General features: G+C 41.7%; 22 protein-coding genes. 7 read left to right on the top strand and 15 right to left on the bottom strand.

Translation table 11 applies throughout. The features are described from left to right. The 8 genes from BO26_RS10035 to hcaE all read right to left on the bottom strand — a co-directional run. A partial coding sequence (locus BO26_RS10035; RefSeq protein WP_036771137.1) for a transposase family protein occupies positions 1-215 on the bottom strand: 215 nt, incomplete at its 3' end. An 82-nt stretch (positions 216-297) separates the two neighbouring features. Next, positions 298-780: an ABC-2 family transporter protein gene (locus BO26_RS22065; protein WP_236637420.1), complete on the bottom strand. Its 483-nt coding sequence runs from the start codon at positions 778-780 to the stop codon at positions 298-300. Positions 781-1,224: 444 nt separating this feature from the next. Continuing rightward, entirely contained in the window at positions 1,225-2,394 is a 1,170-nt protein-coding gene (hcaD, locus tag BO26_RS10025) for a phenylpropionate dioxygenase ferredoxin reductase subunit (protein ID WP_036771135.1), read from the bottom strand. Positions 2,395-2,407: 13 nt separating this feature from the next. After that, positions 2,408-3,355: a 3-carboxyethylcatechol 2,3-dioxygenase gene (locus BO26_RS10020; protein ID WP_036771134.1), complete on the bottom strand. Its 948-nt coding sequence runs from the start codon at positions 3,353-3,355 to the stop codon at positions 2,408-2,410. Beyond that, a complete protein-coding gene (gene hcaB, locus BO26_RS10015) occupies positions 3,345-4,187 on the bottom strand; it encodes a 3-phenylpropionate-dihydrodiol/cinnamic acid-dihydrodiol dehydrogenase (protein WP_036771133.1) in 843 nt (280 codons plus the stop codon). Before hcaB ends, BO26_RS10020 begins: the two co-directional genes overlap by 11 nt. A gap of 2 nt (positions 4,188-4,189) precedes the next feature. Further along, positions 4,190-4,504, bottom strand: a complete 315-nt coding sequence (gene hcaC, locus BO26_RS10010; RefSeq protein WP_036771132.1) for a 3-phenylpropionate/cinnamic acid dioxygenase ferredoxin subunit — start codon at positions 4,502-4,504, stop codon at positions 4,190-4,192. Beyond that, entirely contained in the window at positions 4,504-5,046 is a 543-nt protein-coding gene (gene hcaF / locus BO26_RS10005; protein ID WP_036771131.1) for a 3-phenylpropionate/cinnamic acid dioxygenase subunit beta, read from the bottom strand. The genes hcaC and hcaF overlap by 1 nt, the downstream gene beginning before the upstream one ends. After that, positions 5,043-6,404, bottom strand: coding sequence for a 3-phenylpropionate/cinnamic acid dioxygenase subunit alpha (hcaE, locus tag BO26_RS10000; protein WP_036771130.1), 1,362 nt, complete (start codon positions 6,402-6,404; stop codon positions 5,043-5,045). The genes hcaF and hcaE overlap by 4 nt, the downstream gene beginning before the upstream one ends. A gap of 136 nt (positions 6,405-6,540) precedes the next feature. Between hcaE and hcaR the strand changes: the two genes are divergently transcribed. The 7 genes from hcaR (at position 6,541) to BO26_RS24850 (ending at position 13,344) form a co-directional block, all read left to right on the top strand. Further along, entirely contained in the window at positions 6,541-7,425 is an 885-nt protein-coding gene (gene hcaR, locus BO26_RS09995) for a DNA-binding transcriptional regulator HcaR (protein ID WP_036771129.1), read from the top strand. A gap of 109 nt (positions 7,426-7,534) precedes the next feature. Beyond that, entirely contained in the window at positions 7,535-8,434 is a 900-nt protein-coding gene (locus tag BO26_RS09990) for an alpha/beta fold hydrolase (protein ID WP_036771128.1), read from the top strand. 69 nt (positions 8,435-8,503) lie between these two features. After that, the gene (locus tag BO26_RS09985; RefSeq protein ID WP_036771127.1) at positions 8,504-9,286 is read left to right on the top strand and encodes a fumarylacetoacetate hydrolase family protein; all 783 of its coding nucleotides are present in this window, start codon (positions 8,504-8,506) and stop codon (positions 9,284-9,286) included. A 702-nt stretch (positions 9,287-9,988) separates the two neighbouring features. Further along, entirely contained in the window at positions 9,989-10,744 is a 756-nt protein-coding gene (locus tag BO26_RS09980; RefSeq protein WP_036771126.1) for an FNR family transcription factor, read from the top strand. Positions 10,745-10,871: 127 nt separating this feature from the next. Continuing rightward, entirely contained in the window at positions 10,872-11,831 is a 960-nt protein-coding gene (gene uspE, locus BO26_RS09975; RefSeq protein ID WP_036771125.1) for a universal stress protein UspE, read from the top strand. Positions 11,832-12,013: 182 nt separating this feature from the next. Further along, the gene (locus BO26_RS21550) at positions 12,014-12,754 is read left to right on the top strand and encodes a class I SAM-dependent methyltransferase (protein WP_051690935.1); all 741 of its coding nucleotides are present in this window, start codon (positions 12,014-12,016) and stop codon (positions 12,752-12,754) included. Positions 12,755-12,978: 224 nt separating this feature from the next. Next, positions 12,979-13,344, top strand: a complete 366-nt coding sequence (locus BO26_RS24850) for a hypothetical protein (protein ID WP_477707019.1) — start codon at positions 12,979-12,981, stop codon at positions 13,342-13,344. 98 nt (positions 13,345-13,442) lie between these two features. On the opposite strand, the gene BO26_RS09960 is transcribed toward BO26_RS24850, so the two are convergent. The 7 genes from BO26_RS09960 to BO26_RS09930 all read right to left on the bottom strand — a co-directional run bounded on the left by BO26_RS09960 (position 13,443) and on the right by BO26_RS09930 (position 19,036). Continuing rightward, positions 13,443-14,408, bottom strand: coding sequence for an urease accessory protein UreD (locus BO26_RS09960; RefSeq protein WP_036771123.1), 966 nt, complete (start codon positions 14,406-14,408; stop codon positions 13,443-13,445). Beyond that, complete coding sequence (ureG, locus tag BO26_RS09955; RefSeq protein WP_036771122.1) at positions 14,405-15,040, bottom strand: urease accessory protein UreG; 636 nt, start codon at positions 15,038-15,040, stop codon at positions 14,405-14,407. The genes BO26_RS09960 and ureG overlap by 4 nt, the downstream gene beginning before the upstream one ends. Positions 15,041-15,092: 52 nt before the next feature. Beyond that, on the bottom strand, positions 15,093-15,779 hold the full coding sequence (locus BO26_RS09950; RefSeq protein WP_036771121.1) for an urease accessory protein UreF: 687 nt from the start codon (positions 15,777-15,779) through the stop codon (positions 15,093-15,095). Further along, positions 15,776-16,372 (bottom strand): urease accessory protein UreE, encoded by a 597-nt coding sequence (locus tag BO26_RS09945; protein ID WP_036771120.1) that lies wholly within the window; start codon positions 16,370-16,372, stop codon positions 15,776-15,778. The genes BO26_RS09950 and BO26_RS09945 overlap by 4 nt, the downstream gene beginning before the upstream one ends. A gap of 75 nt (positions 16,373-16,447) precedes the next feature. Further along, positions 16,448-18,163, bottom strand: a complete 1,716-nt coding sequence (locus BO26_RS09940; protein ID WP_036771119.1) for an urease subunit alpha — start codon at positions 18,161-18,163, stop codon at positions 16,448-16,450. Between the two features lie 92 nt (positions 18,164-18,255). Continuing rightward, positions 18,256-18,642, bottom strand: coding sequence for an urease subunit beta (locus BO26_RS09935; protein ID WP_036771118.1), 387 nt, complete (start codon positions 18,640-18,642; stop codon positions 18,256-18,258). A 91-nt stretch (positions 18,643-18,733) separates the two neighbouring features. After that, entirely contained in the window at positions 18,734-19,036 is a 303-nt protein-coding gene (locus BO26_RS09930) for an urease subunit gamma (protein ID WP_036771117.1), read from the bottom strand. Positions 19,037-19,213 lie beyond the last annotated feature (177 nt).

Genomic DNA, 19,213 nt, shown 5'->3' with positions numbered 1-19,213 from the left:
GCAATACAGTGACGACGAGGAATACCGTGAGTAAAATGCGTGTATTGTTTAAGCCACTCGCTCTGTAACTCACCAAATTCCTGAATCGATTTCCAGCCAGAAGCGCCGCATAATACAGCGGAGAAGGCTAAAAAAATCACATCCATTAATTCATGTTTTTTATTGATGTCAGAGCGAGGGTCTTCTATCTTGCTGATAAAATTAAAAATACTCATTATTAGGATCGCTTTTTTATGGAAGAGAGAGATCTTAACGTTTTAATGAGAGAAATGCCTATAAAAAGTCATATTCTGATTTTTATTTAACCAAAATAACCTTATTAAAAATGTGAGATCTCACCCTGGTGACTGGGGTGAGTGAGTGCAGCCAACAAAGAAGCAACTTGAAAGATGACGGGTATAATACTTTAAAACAAGGATTTGAGTTCTTAATACTAACTAATGAAGCTGTCCAAAATATTGTTGTTCTTATGATCCATGTAATTGAAGTAAGTATTAAGACTCCTTCTAATGCCATTATAAAATGTAAAAAAACCAACAAAATATTAGTACCAAAGTAAATATGTACAGTAAAAAACAATACTAAAGATAGGAATGACAACAAACAATGCTCAAATGCAATATTTGTAGTAACATATAAAAATTGAGTATTTATAGGTAACGTTAAATGAGGCTCTAACTTTAATGACTTGACCTTTTTAACCAGTAAGAAGCTTCCTCTGCCAAATAAAAAAAGATAAAAATTATCGACATTTATATTAAAAACAATATTTGTTGTCAATTTGTTTTTTAATACTCAATACATACCATTCAATATAGAAAAAACCAGATACTCCCCCATCCAAATTAACCTTAATATCAAAATAACCAATTGATTTAACTTAAGAATAATTTCAAATTAAAGAATTACCTTATGGTAATATTTATGTAGGAAACTAAATTTTCCATTAAAAATCAAAAATAAAAATAATATTTATATTGTTAATTTTATAATTAAAGAATTTTATCCTTGAAATCCAACTAAATTGTGAAAAGTGGATAACTAAATTTAGTTATAAAACATGTTTGTCAAATGAAGAAAAACAAAAATTTTGAGCCGTATCATAAATGAGGACACATTTAATAAAATGTTGTTGAAGTAAATAAAGTATCGGTGACTGCCAAAATAGTCACCGAATTCGATAATAAAACAACTATCACCCACCAATTACCATTACTTATTCTTCTAAAACGAACCTGTCATTGAATTAGCCAGTAATTTCCGTAAATTCCGCATTTCTCTTCCCTGATTGATGGCAACAGCACCCACTAAGATTTTATTTTCTGTACCAATCAAAATGGCTTTATCTGATTGCAAATCACCTTTGATATGCCAATTTTCAGCCTGCATTTTACCAATCATTTGAATGTTAATGCCCCATTGATCGGTCCAGAACCACGGAGCACCTGGTTGCGGGGGTTCCAGCCCCATCATGGCATGCGCTGCAACAGTCGCCTGACGGTTAGCATTTTCCCAGGTTTCCCAGCGCTGAAGTTCACCTGTCAGTGGTTCTCGCTGAAGGCAAACATCTCCGGCAGCAAAAATATCCGGCTCAGAGGTCCGGCAATGCTCGTCAATAACGATACCACCGTGGGTAACCAAACCCGCATCAACCGCGAGCTTATCCCTGAATTCAGCACCAATACCATAAATAATGATATCCCCGATCACCGTTTCTCCCGTGCTCAGCACCAGCACCAATTCATCCCCCCGCTTTTGCGCGGAAACAATGTTGGTATCAAGGAAAAATTGAACCCCTTTTTCTTGATGACGATTCAAAAGGTAATGCTGCAATAACGGAGGGGCACAACGTCCCATGACGTTATCAGCCTGCTCGATAACTGTCACGCTGGCACCCAGTTCACAGGAAGTTGCCGCCAGTTCCAAACCAATAACACCACCACCGACAATCAAAACCCGTTTATCTTCTTTCACTGCCTGGCGTAAACGTTGCGCATCATCCAATGTTCTCAGGGTATAAACATTCTTACCAAGTTGATCGAGTAATGGAAACCGTCTGGCCCTCGCGCCCATGGTGAGCAGGAGTTTGTCATATCTGAGCTTGCCGCCATTTTCCATAACCACACAATATTCCGCTGGAATAATACGACTGACCGGCTGACCTATACGCAAATCTATCCGGTTTTTTAGATAAAATTCTTCAGAGAACAGATACTTAGGTTCCATTTCCGATTGCGTCAAATACTCTTTTGACAAGGCAGGCCGTTCATAAGGTGCATGATATTCTTTACCTATTAAAATGATATCGCCATCAAACTGTTGCTGTCGCAAGGTTGCAGCAGCCATCGCCCCCGCTTGCCCCGCCCCGACAATAATAAAAGTCTGACTTCGCATATTACGCTCCTGTTTAAGAAGCCACCGGTTGAGCACTAACCATTGCCATTCCAGCCAACCATTCCCGAATAGGTTGGTAATAATGCCGTTGTGCCCGATATTCGCCATAAACAGACAGCGCGGCAAAAGCTGCAATCCAACAACGAATCTCCTGTCCGCCTTTGCCACCCTGAATAGCAATTGCTTCATCTGTTAATGAAGAAAGACGCTGTATATCTCCACGACAAAAAGTATTCAGCAATTCGTCATCCCATTGTGGATTCAATGGAACAGCAACATTTTCACCACGAACCAGCGCTTCTCCAACGGCAATCACTCGCTTTTGCCGTTTCTGGCGAGCCTCTTTTGTTGGGTTTCTGCCTGCTATCAATAATTCCTCAATTTGCGGTGAAGCAGCCTGTTCAATTTGTGGTATCGGTGGATCGTGTGATAAGCCACCAGAGCCTAACAACAATACCCGCTGATCGGTGGCAGACAGAAATTGACCAACTGCACGACCTAATGCAACCACACGATGACAGCCTGGTAATGGTTTGGCTGTGCAGTTAATAAAGACCGGGATGGTTGGATAACGCTGTAAATCCTGACAAAGCAGCATCAATGGCTGGGTAAAACCGTGGTCGACCTGCATCCGCCAGGATTGAGCAACATCAATTTCTGCATTATATAAAGCAGAAATTAATTCTTTCGCTGTGTTTTCAGGAACGTTTAGCGGTCCTTTACCAATATCCCAATCCTCTATAGCATTCGCTCTCACCCCAACACAAAACGCCGGCATGAGATCGTAGAAAAAGCCATTAAAATGGTCAGGTGCAAAAATCACAATTAACTGTGGATCAAATTCTTTCACCTGTTCAGCCAGTTGCTGGAAAACCTGCCGAACATGCTTTTCTGTCTTTTCAGCAGGGGAACAAAAATCCATCAAAGGTGTATGTGAGGTACAAATCAATTTAACGGTCATCTGAATTCCTCTTCTTATTTGGTGGCATGACTCCCGCTGTGGTCTGACGAATCCCACGGATACTTAACCCTGCATCAGCGGTTATCATTACTCCGGTTAAGGTGCGATTATTTGCACGAGAAGCAAGCATGACATATGGGCCGGTGAAATCTTCCGGCTGAGGTGTGAATTGCAAAGGTAAAATTGTACCGATGATTTCCGGTGGTAAGCTGTCTACAACAGATTGATCTTGCTGGGATAATGCCGCAGGACCTCGAAGATCACTTGGCATTCCACAAGGTGCAACACCATTAACTCTGATAACCGGTGCCAATTCGTAAGCTAGCTGGCGGATCATCCCGACTGCGCCATGCTTACTGGCGGTATACAGCACACCGCCTCCACCAGAAAACCATGACGAACCTGACAGCGTAAAAATCATGCTGCCTTCTGATGCAGTCAGGGCAGGCAATGCTGCTTTAGCGCCTAAAATGTACCCTTTCAGATTAACCGCCATCAGTTCATCAAACCCTTTGTCAATCTGTTCTGCTGATGCATCAAGCAAGCTAATTTTGTGATCCCAAATGCCAGCATTACCGACAAAACAGTCTAACTTGCCAAAACATCGGACAGTTTCAATCACTGCCCGCTCATTATCTGCAAAAGAGACAACATTACCTTGAATAACGCAAACATCTTTACCAAAGCAATGAACCAGGGCTGCTGCTTTTTCCACAGATAATTCCAGTATGCCAACTTTGGCGCCTTCAGCGATAAAACGCTCTACCAAAGCCAGTCCCAAACCGGAACCGCCGCCAGTTAATAAAATGACCTGATCTTCAAGCCAACTCATTATTACCCCTCCGGTACTGTGATATAGATTTTTCCATCCTCAACGACAACAGGATACGTTTTCAATGGTTCTGTCGCAGGAAGACAAAGCGCCCTCCCGGTTTTGAGACAAAAGCTGGCCGTATGCAGTGGACATTCAACTGTTGCATTGTCTTCCAGATACCCTTCGGATATAGAAGCATTGCCATGACTGCAACGGTCATCAACAGCATAGAACTCACCATCATAGTGAAAAAGGGCAATATCGGGTGTGTATTCAACCTTACGCGCTTCCCTATTCGGTAGTTCTTCAACAGTACATACAAATAACTGGCTCATCAGAATAAGACACTCAAGTTATGGAAAGTTAAAACCGCCTGGTCTAGGGTAATTTCACGCTGGCAAATCAACCAGCTACCAGTTTCCAAATTACGGCGAACACAATCCAACCGCTTACCGACATAAAAAGCTTCATCTCGCTCTTTTTGCGAACGGTACAGCAGGTAATTGGATTGAACATGAAATTGGTCAGGCGAATCAGTTTCAGTAATCACCAGATTTGTTATTAAATGGCGAGTGCGGGATGGTGGTTCTTCTGCCCACGCCATACCGGTTTCTAATCGGGCAATTCGGCGCTCAAGCTGAAATTTATTGTCGTTAAATAACCAAGTCGTTGGGGGTTGGATGCTCTTGCGCCGATCACGGGTTTGTGCATTCACAATAGTGCGCATGGTATAGCTGATATCTTCTGATAACAGCTCAAGCCAGTCGCGAAATTGCCATTCATCCAGTAAAGCTGCCTCGTAATACAGAAATTGGCTTATTTCATAATGCAGCTCTGACGTTACCCGCTTTTCTTTATTGATGATAAGTTCTTTCATTTAACCAACTCCCGCTGATAAGCCTGACTTTTTTGCTCTATCTCATCCCAGGTTTCACTGGTGAGTAAGTCAGCCCAACGTTGATACATGCCGCGGGCTACAGTTTCAGAAAAAACATCGTTGGTCACACCTGGAATTCCATCACCCCGTACCCTTTCTCGTCCCAGTCCCATTTCCAGACACAATGAGCTGTTACGAGCTTTGTAACCTCTGAGGACTTTCTGGATTTCCACCCAGTTTTCTGAATCATCTTGTTCCAGAAAACCTGACGGACCAAATGCACGAGTCGTACTGTTTTCAAACGCCTGTTTTACCTCCAGAGAAGCTGCTTTATCTGCAATGCAAAATGCCCATACCTCCACTTGGTCTGGCCCACGTGGATGCCAAACCCGCATAGTCGCAGTACCGTTTAGCCAGGAAAGTGTTGGGAAAATATTATTGTGGCCCGCAAGACGCAATGCCCGGACTTCCCCCAGACGTTGCGCTACTTCGGCATAGGTTTCACGATAATAATGGGCAACAGCACCATCAACCCAAACATTAGCATCCGGTTTTTCTGTCAGGAAAAACCCGCAACCGTGTCCATTTTGAGCGAATTGCACCGCATCTTTTGCCGTTTCCCAAACTGGCCGGGCAGTTTGCCCCGCACCCAATGCTTTTTCATCGTCACCCTCTTTTACCCCTAAAACCTGCACAGCAGAGGCATGACTAAATAAGGCATGGTACTGATCACCAGCAAACTGCTCAGCCGGGAATTTCCAGTTACAGTTGATGAGCCATTTTTGTACACCGCCAATGACTTCTGTTCCTCCCTCACGGCGATCAAGTACACCATCAAGATACCAGGCCATATCGCCGAGATAATCAATCAAGGACGGCGCCGTGGTATCCCAGTTACCGAAAATTAACCCTTTATAACTTTCCACACATGGCACTTCCTGGAGACCCCATTTTTCTTTACAAAGCCCGTGAGGATAAGCACGTGTTTCCAGCGGAACATCAACTAATCGCCCATCAACACCGTAAGCCCAGCCATGATAAGGACAAGTAAACGCGCGAGTATTACCACTATCGGCATAACAAACCCGCATAGAACGGTGACGGCATTGATTTAAAAAAGCTTTAACGGAACCCTCTTTCTGACGGACAACAACAACACTGTCCTCTCCCATATAAGTATTAAAAAAATCGCCCGGACGCGGGATTTGGCTCTGATGAGCCAGAAATAGCCAACAACGGCCAAATATTCTTTCAAGTTCTAATTGATAGAGTTCAGGATCGATATAAATCTGAGGAGTTACACGACCAGCTCGGGCATCAATCAGGCGGTAGATATCTGAATTTTTGCTCAATGTCATATTATTTTATCCTCATGTAAAAGAAAGGTTGACTTTTTGCCAACTTGCAAAATGAATGCTATTAATAGATTAATAATTTGTGAAATACATTGTTTGTTTAATTTAAGACTTTTTTTCGATATATGAGGAAACGGCAATGGAATTAAGGCACTTACGATACTTTATTGCAGTGGCAGAAGAATTAAACTTTACTAAAGCGGCGAAAAAATTACATACTGCACAGCCTTCGTTAAGTCAGCAAATAAAAGATTTAGAAGATTATATTGGATCTACATTATTAGAAAGGAACAAACGCAGAGTTTCTTTAACCAAATCTGGCGAAGTCTTCCTACAGCAAGCCAGAATCATTCTTGATAACGCCGAGAAAGCAAAAAAAATGGCACGAAAAGCGGCAGAAGAACAAATTGTGCTAACTATTGGATTTGTACCATCAGCCGAAGTTAAAGTATTACCTGAAGTTATTCCAACATTTCGTTTTTCTCATCCTGGATCAAAAGTAGAACTCATTAGTTTATTTCACCCAGGACAAGAAGAGAAATTATTACAAGGTGATATTGATGTCGCTTTTATGCGTCCACCCATAGAGAGCGATTATATTGATTTTAAAGTTATTCTTAATGAACCTCTGGTCGTTCTAATGCCCGCTAATCATAGACTAAGATACTGTGAAAAAATTTCAGTCAATGACTTACATGGTGAAAACTTTATTGCTACCGATCCGATACATTCCGGTATATTACAACAGATTATAGAAAATTATTTTTCTGAACATAATGTTGTCCCTAATACTATTCAGACAGCTAATAATCTCTTACTTATTTTAAATCTGGTCAGTATGAATTTAGGATGTGCAATCGTGCCATTCTATATTACGAGTATTATGACAGATTCCGTTGTCTGTCGGCCATTATCAGGATCTTCACCCACAATAGAACTCATAATGGCATGGCGAAAAGACAACAAATCAGAATTATTAGCACATTTAATAGATGTTGTTGAAAGTAAATATTTAAAAATATAACAGTTATCGTTTTCACATTTAATGCCAGACATATTAAGTATTAGTGAATATCCCTATCCACCGTTATATTAATAATGAATTAACCCAAAGAAAGTAAAGGAGATATCACGTGTCAATATCGACTAATCTTCAACATAAACCAGTACAACCTGAGTTTCATTCTCTTTGGTCTGCAATTGCCAGCGGTGAAGTTCATCTGCACTATATTGATGTAAAAGGGATAAAAACTCGTGTTCTTGAAGCTGGCAACGGCCCTACTCTGATTTTCCTGCATGGTATTGCAGGTCATCTTGAAGCCTATATGCGCAATATTTTACCCCATGCCGCTCATTTTCATGTACTGGCAATTGATATGTTGGGGCATGGTTTCACAGATAAACCCGCCTGTGCCTATGAAATTGACGATTATATAGAACACTTGCGGGATCTTATTGAAACATTAAATCTAAAGAAAATTCATCTTTCTGGTGAGTCTTTGGGGGGGTGGGTTGCAGCCCGATTCGCTGCAAAATATCCGCAATATATTCACCGCCTGGTATTGAATACTGCGGGCGGTATGATTGCCGATCCAAATGTAATGGAACGCCTGCGTACTCTGAGCTTGAATGCAGTGAAAAACCCAGATCGGGAAGCTACTCGCAAACGCCTTGAATTCCTGATGGAAGATCCTGATATTGTGACAGAAGACCTGGTTGAATCCCGTTTTGCTATTTATCGTCAGCCAGATATGTTGTCCGCGATGGAAAGCATCATGTGTCTGCAAGATATGGATACCCGTTTACGTAACCTCCTGACCGAAAATGAGCTAATGCAAATTCAAGCTGAAACGCTGGTATTATGGACAACCCACGATCCCACAGCCTCAGTTTCTGTAGGACAACGGCTTGCCAGATTGATCAAAAACAGCCGTTTTGTTGTCATGGAACAGTGCGGTCATTGGCCTCAATATGAAGATCCAGACACATTCAATCAAATTCATATTAATTTTCTGCTAAACGGCAATAAATAACGCCCTTTTCAAACAAGTGATATTCCAATCGGAATATCACTTCTATCGTCTGGCCTGGAGCAACAACCAATGAATAATGTGATAAACCATCTCAGCGAAAAACTGTTTCAATCATGGCGGAATAATCAAGCTATCGCTCCCATTTCCGATAATTATCCAGAATTGACATTACACGATGCTTATCTTATCCAGCAAAAATTTATTGCCCATCGTCTGGAAACAACTGGTGAACGAATTGTTGGTAAAAAAATCGGTATCACCAGCCAGACAATTATGGATCTATTGGGCGTAGACCAACCCGATTTTGGTATTCTTACCTCAGATATGTATTACGAAAATAATTCCGCTGTATCCGTTAAACAATTAATTGCCCCCAAAGCTGAAGGTGAAATTGGTTTTATTCTGAAACACAACCTGCGCGGCCCAGGTATTACGGTTTCAGATGTGCTGCAAGCGACAGATTATGTCGTACCTTGCATCGAAATTGTCGATTCCCGTATCCGTGACTGGAAAATAAAAATCACAGACACCATCGCTGATAATGCCTCATCAGGCTTATTTGTTATTGGCGATGGATCCCGTCTGCCATCAGAAATTGATTTAGCTGCCGTGACAATGACGTTGGAAAAAAACGGTAAATTAATTGACACCGGTATTGGTGCCGCGGCACTGGGGCATCCAGCTAATGCTGTTGCTTGGCTAGCCAATATATTAGGAACGTTGGATATGACATTGCTCCGTGGAGAAATCATTCTCTCCGGTTCTCTCGCCACCATGGTGCCAATTGATGCTGGTGATCAGTTAAAAATCAATTTACCGGGTCTGGGATCTGCTGGAGTCAATTTCGTCTGACAAGGTGAACTATTAAAAACCCAAATTACCTACCTCCCCAAAAAGAGGCGGTAGGTTCAGCGACTACAATATTTTAAAACTGACATTCATTTTCATAAGAGGAAGGAAGCAAAGGTGTACTTGTAAATTGATTTGCTGCTGCCCTATAAATAGTTGAACCGTATTCTTTCCACAATTGATGCATAACATACCAACCCAATAACATTTAATAATATTTTTACTGGGGCTGTCCTAGATAAGTCATTTGATCTAGGATATCCAAATGAGAAAAAGTCGGATTAGCCAATACAAGCATAACGGCATGTTTAGCGTGATTAGTAAGATGGCCGTTAAATTCAATATGATATGAACGATCATTAAGTAATTTATTAATCATTTTCTTACCCTATCGTTGAAAATAATATATAAATCTTGTATCACTATTTTGCCCAATACCGCAACGCCTTGCCTTCCTTCAGAGCCAAGAAGTATATGAAATCCTCCACCAAATTCAAGCCGCTGATATTGAATACCATCTTGCTATGACAACGACCGGACATCAACTTTGCGCCGCATAATAATTTAATGTGATAATTTCTTATCGCTAAGATAAAGGAGAATATTTTTTCTCAAATAAATTGCAGAAAACTATTATAGCTCTTACCAGAATCATAAAGAGATGCTAAAGTTGAGCCATATCAATATTTCTAACGAGCATACCATATGATCCAGGAAAAACGTGTTATTCGTCGAATCCAGTCCGGTGGTTGTGCGATCCACTGCCAGGATTGCAGCATTAACCAGCTGTGCATCCCTTTTACCTTGAATGAGCACGAGCTTGATCAACTCGATAATATCATTGAGCGTAAAAAACCCATCCAGAAAGGACAAACTCTGTTTAAAGCTGGCGACGAGTTGAAATCTCTTTATGCTATCCGTTCTGGAACAATTAAAAGCTACACCATCACTGAGGAAGGTGATGAACAAATTACCGGCTTCCATCTCGCTGGGGATTTAGTAGGTTTTGATGCCATCCTGAATACTCAGCATCCCAGTTTTGCACAAGCCCTGGAAACATCAATGGTTTGTGAAATCCCATTCGAAACATTGGATGACCTGTCTGGTAAAATGCCCAATCTCCGCCAGCAAATGATGCGCCTGATGAGTGGGGAAATTAAAGGCGATCAAGAAATGATACTGTTATTGTCAAAGAAAAATGCTGAAGAACGATTGGCTGCATTTATCCATAATCTTTCCCGCCGTTTCGCTCAGCGCGGTTTTTCACCAAGAGAATTCCGTTTAACCATGACTCGCAGTGATATTGGTAATTATCTTGGTTTAACCGTTGAAACAATCAGTCGTCTGCTTGGTCGCTTACAAAAAAATGGAACTCTCAGCGTAAAAGGTAAATACATTACTATTGAAAATATGGATGCACTCTCTGATTTAGCGGGAAAAAAATCTGTTTCAATTTCCTGATTTTTAAGCCAGATCATCTTATTTTGTTGATCTGGTTCACCTCTGACCTGTCCGGTTTGCTTATATTGGTTTATCTTTAGTATTGAAGATTAAAGAATGTTTTGTCTAGCCTCTGTGAGGAACCATTATGGCAAACTATCAAAACCTCTTAGTTGCAATTGACCCAAGTCAGGACGATCAACCGGCATTAAGACGTGCAGTTTATATCGTGCAACGTAACGGTGGCCGGATTAAAGCCTTCTTGCCTATTTATGATCTATCCTATGAAATGACCACCTTGCTTTCCCCCGAAGAAGCGAATGCTATGCGTCAAGGTGTGACCAACCAACGCACTGCCTGGCTTAAACAACAAGCTCGCTATTATCTGGAAGCCGGTATTGATATTGAAATAAAAGTGGTATGGCACAATCGGCCTTACGAAGCGATTATTCAGGAAGTCATTGCTGATAAACATGACTTGCTTCTGAAGATGGCACTCAAGCATGACAAGCTGGGATCGTTGATTTTCACCCCGCTTGACTGGCAGTTATTGCGCAAATGCCCATGTCCGGTATGGATGGTAAAAGATCAGGTATGGCCGGACCAGGGCTCTGTGCTGGTCGCGGTTAATCTATCTGGTGAAGAGTCATACCATCACGAATTGAACTTGAAACTAGTCAGAGAAACCCAAGATCTGGCAAATCAGATAGTGAAAAACCCGGAAATTCATTTGGTCAGCGCTTATCCTGTAGCGCCACTGAATATGAGTATTGAACTGCCGGATTTTGACCCAAGCGTTTATAACAACGCCCTGCGTGGTCAACACCTGATCGCCATGAAAGAGCTTCGCCAAAAATTCTGCATTGATGAAAAATATACTCACGTTCATGAAGGGCTACCGGAACAGGTTATTCCTGGAATGTGTGATGAAATGAGTGCTGGTATCGTTGTTCTCGGTATTCTTGGCAGAACAGGGCTGTCTGCTGCTTTTTTGGGAAACACCGCAGAACATGTGATCGACCATCTAAAATGTGACCTGCTGGCAATCAAACCAGATGGTTTTGAATGTCCAATTAAAGCTGCCAAAGGAACAACAGCAAAAGAATGATAGCAATTCAAATGTGTAAGGTACTTGTCTGTCTGTTCCGGTTATCTGCCACTTCCTCGACCAGACAGACGCACCACCAGCGTCACCCTAATCAACGAATTGCGGGATGAGTGAGTGCAGCCAACAAAAAGGCAACTTGAAAGATAACAGGTATAAATATTTTCAAGAGGGATATTAAATTAATGAATAACTTAGAAGATACAGAAAAATATTATGATGATTTAGCTAATAACTACGATTATTTCTATAATGACAACATAAGCCTGGCGGAAGATGAAATTATCAAAGACATTATTTCTAAATTAGTCATTCCTTTTAGCAAGGTATTAGACTGTGGTTGTGGTACTGGATTGGCAAGATATCTTATGAAAGATATTCCTTGTCAATATACAGGCATCGATATTTCAAAAAACATGTTAGAGATAGCAAAGAATAAATATCCAGAATGCCATTTTATTCATGGTGATTGCTCAAATATGCCCTATATAAATGACAATTCCGTTGATAATATTATTTCTCTGAATGGTGTCTTTTCTCACATTATTAATTATAAGGATGCTATACATGAAATGTGGAGAACACTCAAACCAGGAGGTAATCTATTTATTATGGTATACAGTCGCTTTGCTATGAAAAGACTACTTTCCGGCAAGGCTTTCAGTATAAAAAGCGGGTATGATATACGGAACAATATAAAAAAAATAAAGTCTTGTTCACCTGCTGTTTTTTGGTCGTTAAAATCATTAAAGAAAGAATTCAATTGCTTTAATGAAATTGAGATTTTTGGGTTAAATATACTCGCTAGCATTTTAAAAAAACAAAGCCCAATTGAGGATGTGATTTCTTTTTTGAGGATGGAAAGACGTCTTCCTCTGTTTGTACAGCAGTTTTCTCATGCATTAATTTTACAGGCTAAAAAATGAAAGAAATCATAATGTTTTTGAATTTTTCTCAATATGTTCCATATTTTATATCAATATTTAACGGGAAGACAAAGCCATCCGTCAGTGGATGGCTCTGCTTTTCATTATCATTATTGGTAACAATAATAGCGTCTCTTTCTCTTGGAACTTATAGTGTAATTATTTCATGTGGTTTTAGCCTATTATGCCAAATAATTATTATGTGCATTGGCTTACGATATAATATGGCTCTGCGACCAGATAAAACTGAAAGACTTATATTGTTGATTATTTTTATAAGCATAATTGCATGGTTGGGTTCAGGAAGTCCATCATCAGCAATATATATAAACATATGCGTTGATATTATTGGCACAGTTCTTATTGTGAAAAAATTATATCAACTACCAGATACAGAATCATTCTCCACCTGGTTTATTGGCACTATTGGATCTGGACTTGCAGTCTGGTATTTTTCTATTTCTATAGATAGCCTGGTTAGTTATATCTACTTAGTAACCGTTTTCTCTTCTAATCTTATTATTATGGGACTAATAACATTTCAAAAAATAAAGTTTTTAGAGAAAAGAAAAAACGATAAAATTTTTTAAATTCCCCATCACTAAACAAAGCTTTTTTACGGTTTTGTTATGTAGATAACGTCAACAAGTATTATCAATATCCAAAACCAGATTTTCCATTCTGGATTTCACCGCCAAATAAATGGCTCAGGCAGTGTAACGCCAAGGATCTCCTCCCGTGCTATATGCCAGAAAAGACGGATACTGGCTTTAACTTGATGAGTTTCTTGCCCCAGCGCCTTAAAGATCAGGCCGCACTGATTAGGTAAGCGACTAGCGCCGCTGGCTATACCCGTTTCCGCATCGTACTGCGGCACTATGCGCGCCAGAATATTATCGTGATGAATTTGAGGCGTCAGCAGGATTACGTTACCAAACACATGAAATGGTCCCATTACTCCCACGCTATTTAGCGGTTGTTTTTTGGGTTCCAGTACATAACGCTCTGTAAACAATATTTTGTCATCGAAATCAGTTGCCGTAATACATGATGAGTAAACATCAAATTTAAATCCCTGATCCGCAGGGTGATATTTACGGCCAGACATGATTATCTCAGAATAAATTAGCGTTGCCGTTGGATGGATAACTATCTGAGTATCAGTGATAAACCGAGAGCCACTGTGAGGTATCACCGGATCAGGCATCATTTCCAAATAGCCTCCCCGCTCTATCTGGATGGTTTGTGCCTGCGCTGCGTAGTTATTCACCATTGAATGGATCTTGGTCGCTGATTGGGTGGTGACATGACCAAATGCATCCTGAGCGACATGAATATCCAGCGCTAACCTGTCTCCTTGCAATATACATCCCGATGTGGAGATCATAAATATGCATGGCATCTGTGGTAGTGCTTCATCCCAATACAATGCCCGCTGCACCAGATAAGGGACCTGACGCTCCATCTGAGCCAGAATACTGCGCTCATCACGCCGGGCAAACCCTAATCGTAGATAGCCACTTTTACCCACATCACCACTTGCCATCTGTGGAGGTTCATCCTGAAACAATGCAAATTCCGGGGCCTTGACACCAAGATCATGAACGCGTTGACGTGCTTCACTGCCATTTTGCTGCAAGCCGGTAGACGTCATTGTGTCGCCTGTAACGCATGAGTAAACAGGAAATCACGCATAATCATATCTACCAGCGCTTCAACACCCTCACCGGTTTTGCAATTAGTGAGGATATAGGGACGCTGACCGCGTACTACTCGAGTGTCACTCTCCATTACCGCCAAACTGGCACCGACATAAGGGGCCAAATCGATTTTATTGATCACCAGAATATCGGCCTGAACCAAACCGGGGCCATTCTTGCGCGGGATTTTCTCCCCTTCCGCCACATCAATCACATAAATATAAAAGTCTGCCAATGCAGGACTAAAAGTCAGTGTGAGATTATCACCACCACTTTCAATCAACACGACATCGCTGTCAGGAAAACGCGCTTCCATTTCCTCCACCGCAGCAATATTCATACTGGGATCTTCTCGTACTGCTGTGTGAGGGCAAGCACCGGTTTCTACACCAAGTATTTTCTCCTCATCCAAAATGCCTTTCAGTGTCCGCTTGACCTGTTTGGCATCCTCAGTAGTGACAATATCGTTGGTAATAATCAGCGGTTTTATTCCACGCTGGATCAAAATAGGTGTGATAACTTCAATAATGGCGGTCTTACCTGAACCCACTGGACCACCAATACCAATACGGGTAATTTTTTTCACAGAATTTCCTCACACGATTAAGACGTAGTTTAAAGCGATATCAGGGATCAAGTTAGTTACTGAATAGCCGGGTAAAAGCACTAACATGTAATGCTGCCAGTACATCTGTCACGGGTGCATAAGATGTCATCTGCTCAACTCCCCCTTTCTCCGCCTCGTCACAAAACAGCTCAATATCCTGATTCAACAAGAACAAAATACGTTGAATCTCAATATGGGTAATACGCATTAGACGTATGGCCGCACTGAGTATTGTCATTGCAACGCCATATTGATGCATAACGATCACTTCACGCGAAGTAGCGCCCAATGCACTCATGACCACCGCCAGGGTAATCGGATAAGTGCCGGCAGCAATATCGCCCTTTATTTGTGCCAGCCACCATGCAATCAACGACTCACCCGTTACCTCAACAGCCATTTCTGCTAACTTTTTCCCCATCCGCGTTACCATAGTGCGACTTTCTTCATTCAATTTGCGGTTAAGCACTGCCCAATCATGAGAGATAACGGCATCATGCTGGCCACTATTTAATGCCTGACAAGCAGCAGCGACCGCACGACCATCACAGCTAACAGCCTGTAACAGCGCTGTCCGGGTAAATTCGCTTAGCGTCGCCACGTCATAGACGATTTTACTTTGAATCGCTGATTCCAAACCGTTTGAGAAAGAAAACGCGCCAACAGGCAACACTGAATCCGCAAATTGCATGATTCTAATTAAGCAGAGAGCATTCATTTCAGTTTAATCACATGCTGATTGAGAAATGTGTTATCGACATGAACGTGTGTTGCGGAATCCTCTGCACCACCAAATAATAAACGTGCCTCAGCGTTATTAAGAGAAGGTAAGATTTCTTCTCCTTTGACAAAAGAGTAAGGCAATGCATGAAAACCATGAGTTTTCATGACTGAATCCATTACCTTAGTTGATACTGTCAGCGGAATATAAATTTGGTTATTTTTAATCACAGATTTCCAATGTTGATTACCCAAAGCGTGACCAAGTTCAAAACTGGTTTTCATTATCGTTTCTGCATCCATTGACAATAATGACTTCAGATGAATAACCATCACATCACGCAAACTCATCTGCACAACAACAGATAATCCTTTGGCTTCATCCCACAATAAAATATCGCCATCAGACAATACCTGATGACGGTCAAGAGAAATACCCAAATCCAACCCATTAAGCGTGGATTTACGGCAACGGCTTTTCTGAGCTTCCCATTGCGAAAGTACCAGGATATCCGGCGAGATCCCCTGTAAGCGATCTCGCCAGAAAACATCTTTTTTGGCATTACCAAGAATATGTTCAATAATAATCATTAAATAACCCTCTAAACGCGTGGATCGGTTAATCGGGCCAGAAAAATATTCTCTGACCAGACAGTAAAAAATAGATCAACTGAAAAAATAACGCTGATTTAACGCGACTGTCCTGACCGGTTTCACTGTGGCGTATTCACCATTCACCTTGACGGCAAAGGTTTCAGCATCCACTTCAATGGTTGGCGTTTCGGCATTACGTACCATATCTTGCTTAGAGATAGCCCGGCAGTTGCGTACCGCCATGACCTGGCGCGCCAAACCAAGCTGCTCTTTTACCCCTTGTTCCATTGCCGCCTGAGATACAAAAGTGACACAAGTTTCTTGAAGCGTTTTGCCTAATGCGCCAAACATCGGACGATAAAATGTCGGCTGTGGTGTCGGCAATGAAGCATTCGGGTCACCCATCACGGCCCAGTTAATCATACCGCCTTTGATGACTAACTTAGGTTTTGCACCGAAGAAACGCGGCTCCCATAATACAAGATCAGCCATTTTTCCCACTTCGACTGAACCAAGTACGTGGCTTATCCCCTGCGCAATCGCCGGATTAATCGTAATTTTGGCGACGTAACGTAATACCCGGAAATTATCGTTATCCGCTGCATCTTCCGGTAGCTTACCGCGTGCTGCTTTCATGGCATGGGCAGTTTGCATCACCCGTAGCCAGTTTTCTCCTACTCTCCCCATTGCCTGAGAGTCACTGGAGAACATCGACAATACCCCCATGTCATGTAAGACATTTTCCGCTGCAATGGTTTCCGAACGCACTCGGCTCTCAGAAAAGGCAACATCAGCCGGCACATTGGGATTAAGATTATGGCAAACCATAATCATATCAAACAGTTCTGCTTGACTATTGATTCCGTAAGGCAACGTGGGATTGGTGGAGCTGGGTAACACATTCATCTGGCTGGCAACTTTAATAATATCTGGTGCATGCCCGCCGCCAGCGCCTTCTGTGTGGAAAGTATGAATGGTGCGCCCTTCAAAGGCATCAATCGTGTCCTCAACATAACCCCCTTCATTTAAACTATCGGTATGCACCGCCACCTGAATATCCATTTCATCCGCCACTCGCAAGGCATGACGCAATGCAGAATTAGTTGCTCCCCAGTCTTCATGCACTTTTAATCCGGCAACACCGGCCTTAATCTGCTCCACTAATGGCATAGCCACCGCAGCATGGCCTTTTCCCAAAATACCTACGTTAACCGGTAAACTTTCAAAAGCACGTAACATACGGTGAATATGCCACGGACCCGCTGTGACCGTCGTTCCGTTAGTACCATCAGTGGGACCAACGCCACCACCAAAGAAAGTTGTCACACCATTGGACAAAGCATGTTCAGCTTGCTGGGGAGAAATGAAATGAATATGGGTATCAATACCTGCCGCCGTGAGGATCAGATGTTCACCGGATATTGCATCAGTACTGACGCCCACCACCATACCGGGCGTAACTCCATTCATCATACTGGGATTACCACTTTTACCTATCCCGACGATGCGGCCATCTTTTATACCGACATCGGCTTTAATGACACCCTGGCGTGCATCCAAAATAGTGACGTTGGTAATCACCAAATCCAGTACGTTCGCACTGGTCATACGGTTATCTGCACCCATGCCATCACGCAGCGATTTACCCCCGCCGTAGACTGACTCCTCTCCATAACCGCGCAGATCTTTTTCAATTTCAACAAACAGATTGGTATCACCCAAGCGAATCTTATCACCAATAGTCGGACCAAAAAGACCCACATATTCCTGCCGGGAAATGGTTGGCATAGTTTTATTCCTTTGTTCGAAAAATTTTCCGACGTTCGAATCCTACCTTGAATTTATGTGATGATTTTATAACCCAGTTCTATTACCTGGCATTACCCGGCATGTAACCATGTTTCCTCTACATGCTCAGCAGTAGCAACAAGGCGTTTACCTGCCCAACCATCAACTAGGTTATTAAATCCATAAACATTTTGTTTCCCACCAATCGGGATCAGCGACACTTCGATTTCATCACCGGGTTCAAAACGAATTGCAGTTGTTGCGGTGATATTGAGTCGTTTACCGAACGCCGCCGCGCGATTGAATTGCAGGGCTTTGTTCACCTCAAAAAAATGAAAATGAGATCCAACCTGAATAGGACGATCACCTGAATTACGAACTTTCAATTGAATAACCGGGCAATCTTCATTAAAGGAAATTGGGTCTTTAGCTAAGATATATCCCCCTAATGGAATAATGTCTTCTTTATTATTTTTCATCGGAAAATCTCTACGTTATAGACGTGAATCAAGACTATAAATTAATATTTTGTCTGGATAACTTTTCCTGCTATATAATCTATCCCAAAAATCATTGAATAGGATCATGCACAGTTATCAGCCGACTGCCATCAGTAAATATTGCTTCAACCTGCACATGCGGAATGAGATCAGCCACACCATCCATAACATCTTCTTTAGTTAAGACATGCCTTGAATCATTCATGACTTCTTCTAACGTTTTCCCCTCTCTAGCCCCTTCCAGGGCAGCAGCGGTAATAATAGCGACAGCTTCAGGGTAATTGAGTTTTAAGCCGCGAGACTTACGCTTTAATGCAACATCAGCCAGTGTATATACCATGAGTTTCTCAATTTCTCTTGGCGTTAATTGCATAAAACCCCCTAATAATTGGTTATTCCACACAGTTACAATATTATGTCAAAGCGGTTCTGAGTGCTGAGCAATATATCCTTTAGAAAAAAAGTTTTGACATAAGAATCATATTATGTCAATTAAGATATTCTCCTTGAAACAAGTTAGTCCTCTTACCTCTTATTTAAGTTTATCCAA

Source organism: Photorhabdus australis DSM 17609 (assembly GCF_000711895.1).
GTDB lineage: Bacteria > Pseudomonadota > Gammaproteobacteria > Enterobacterales > Enterobacteriaceae > Photorhabdus > Photorhabdus australis.
The sequence above is the reverse complement of the archived record's forward strand: the minus strand, read 5'-3'. Positions and strand labels throughout refer to the sequence as shown.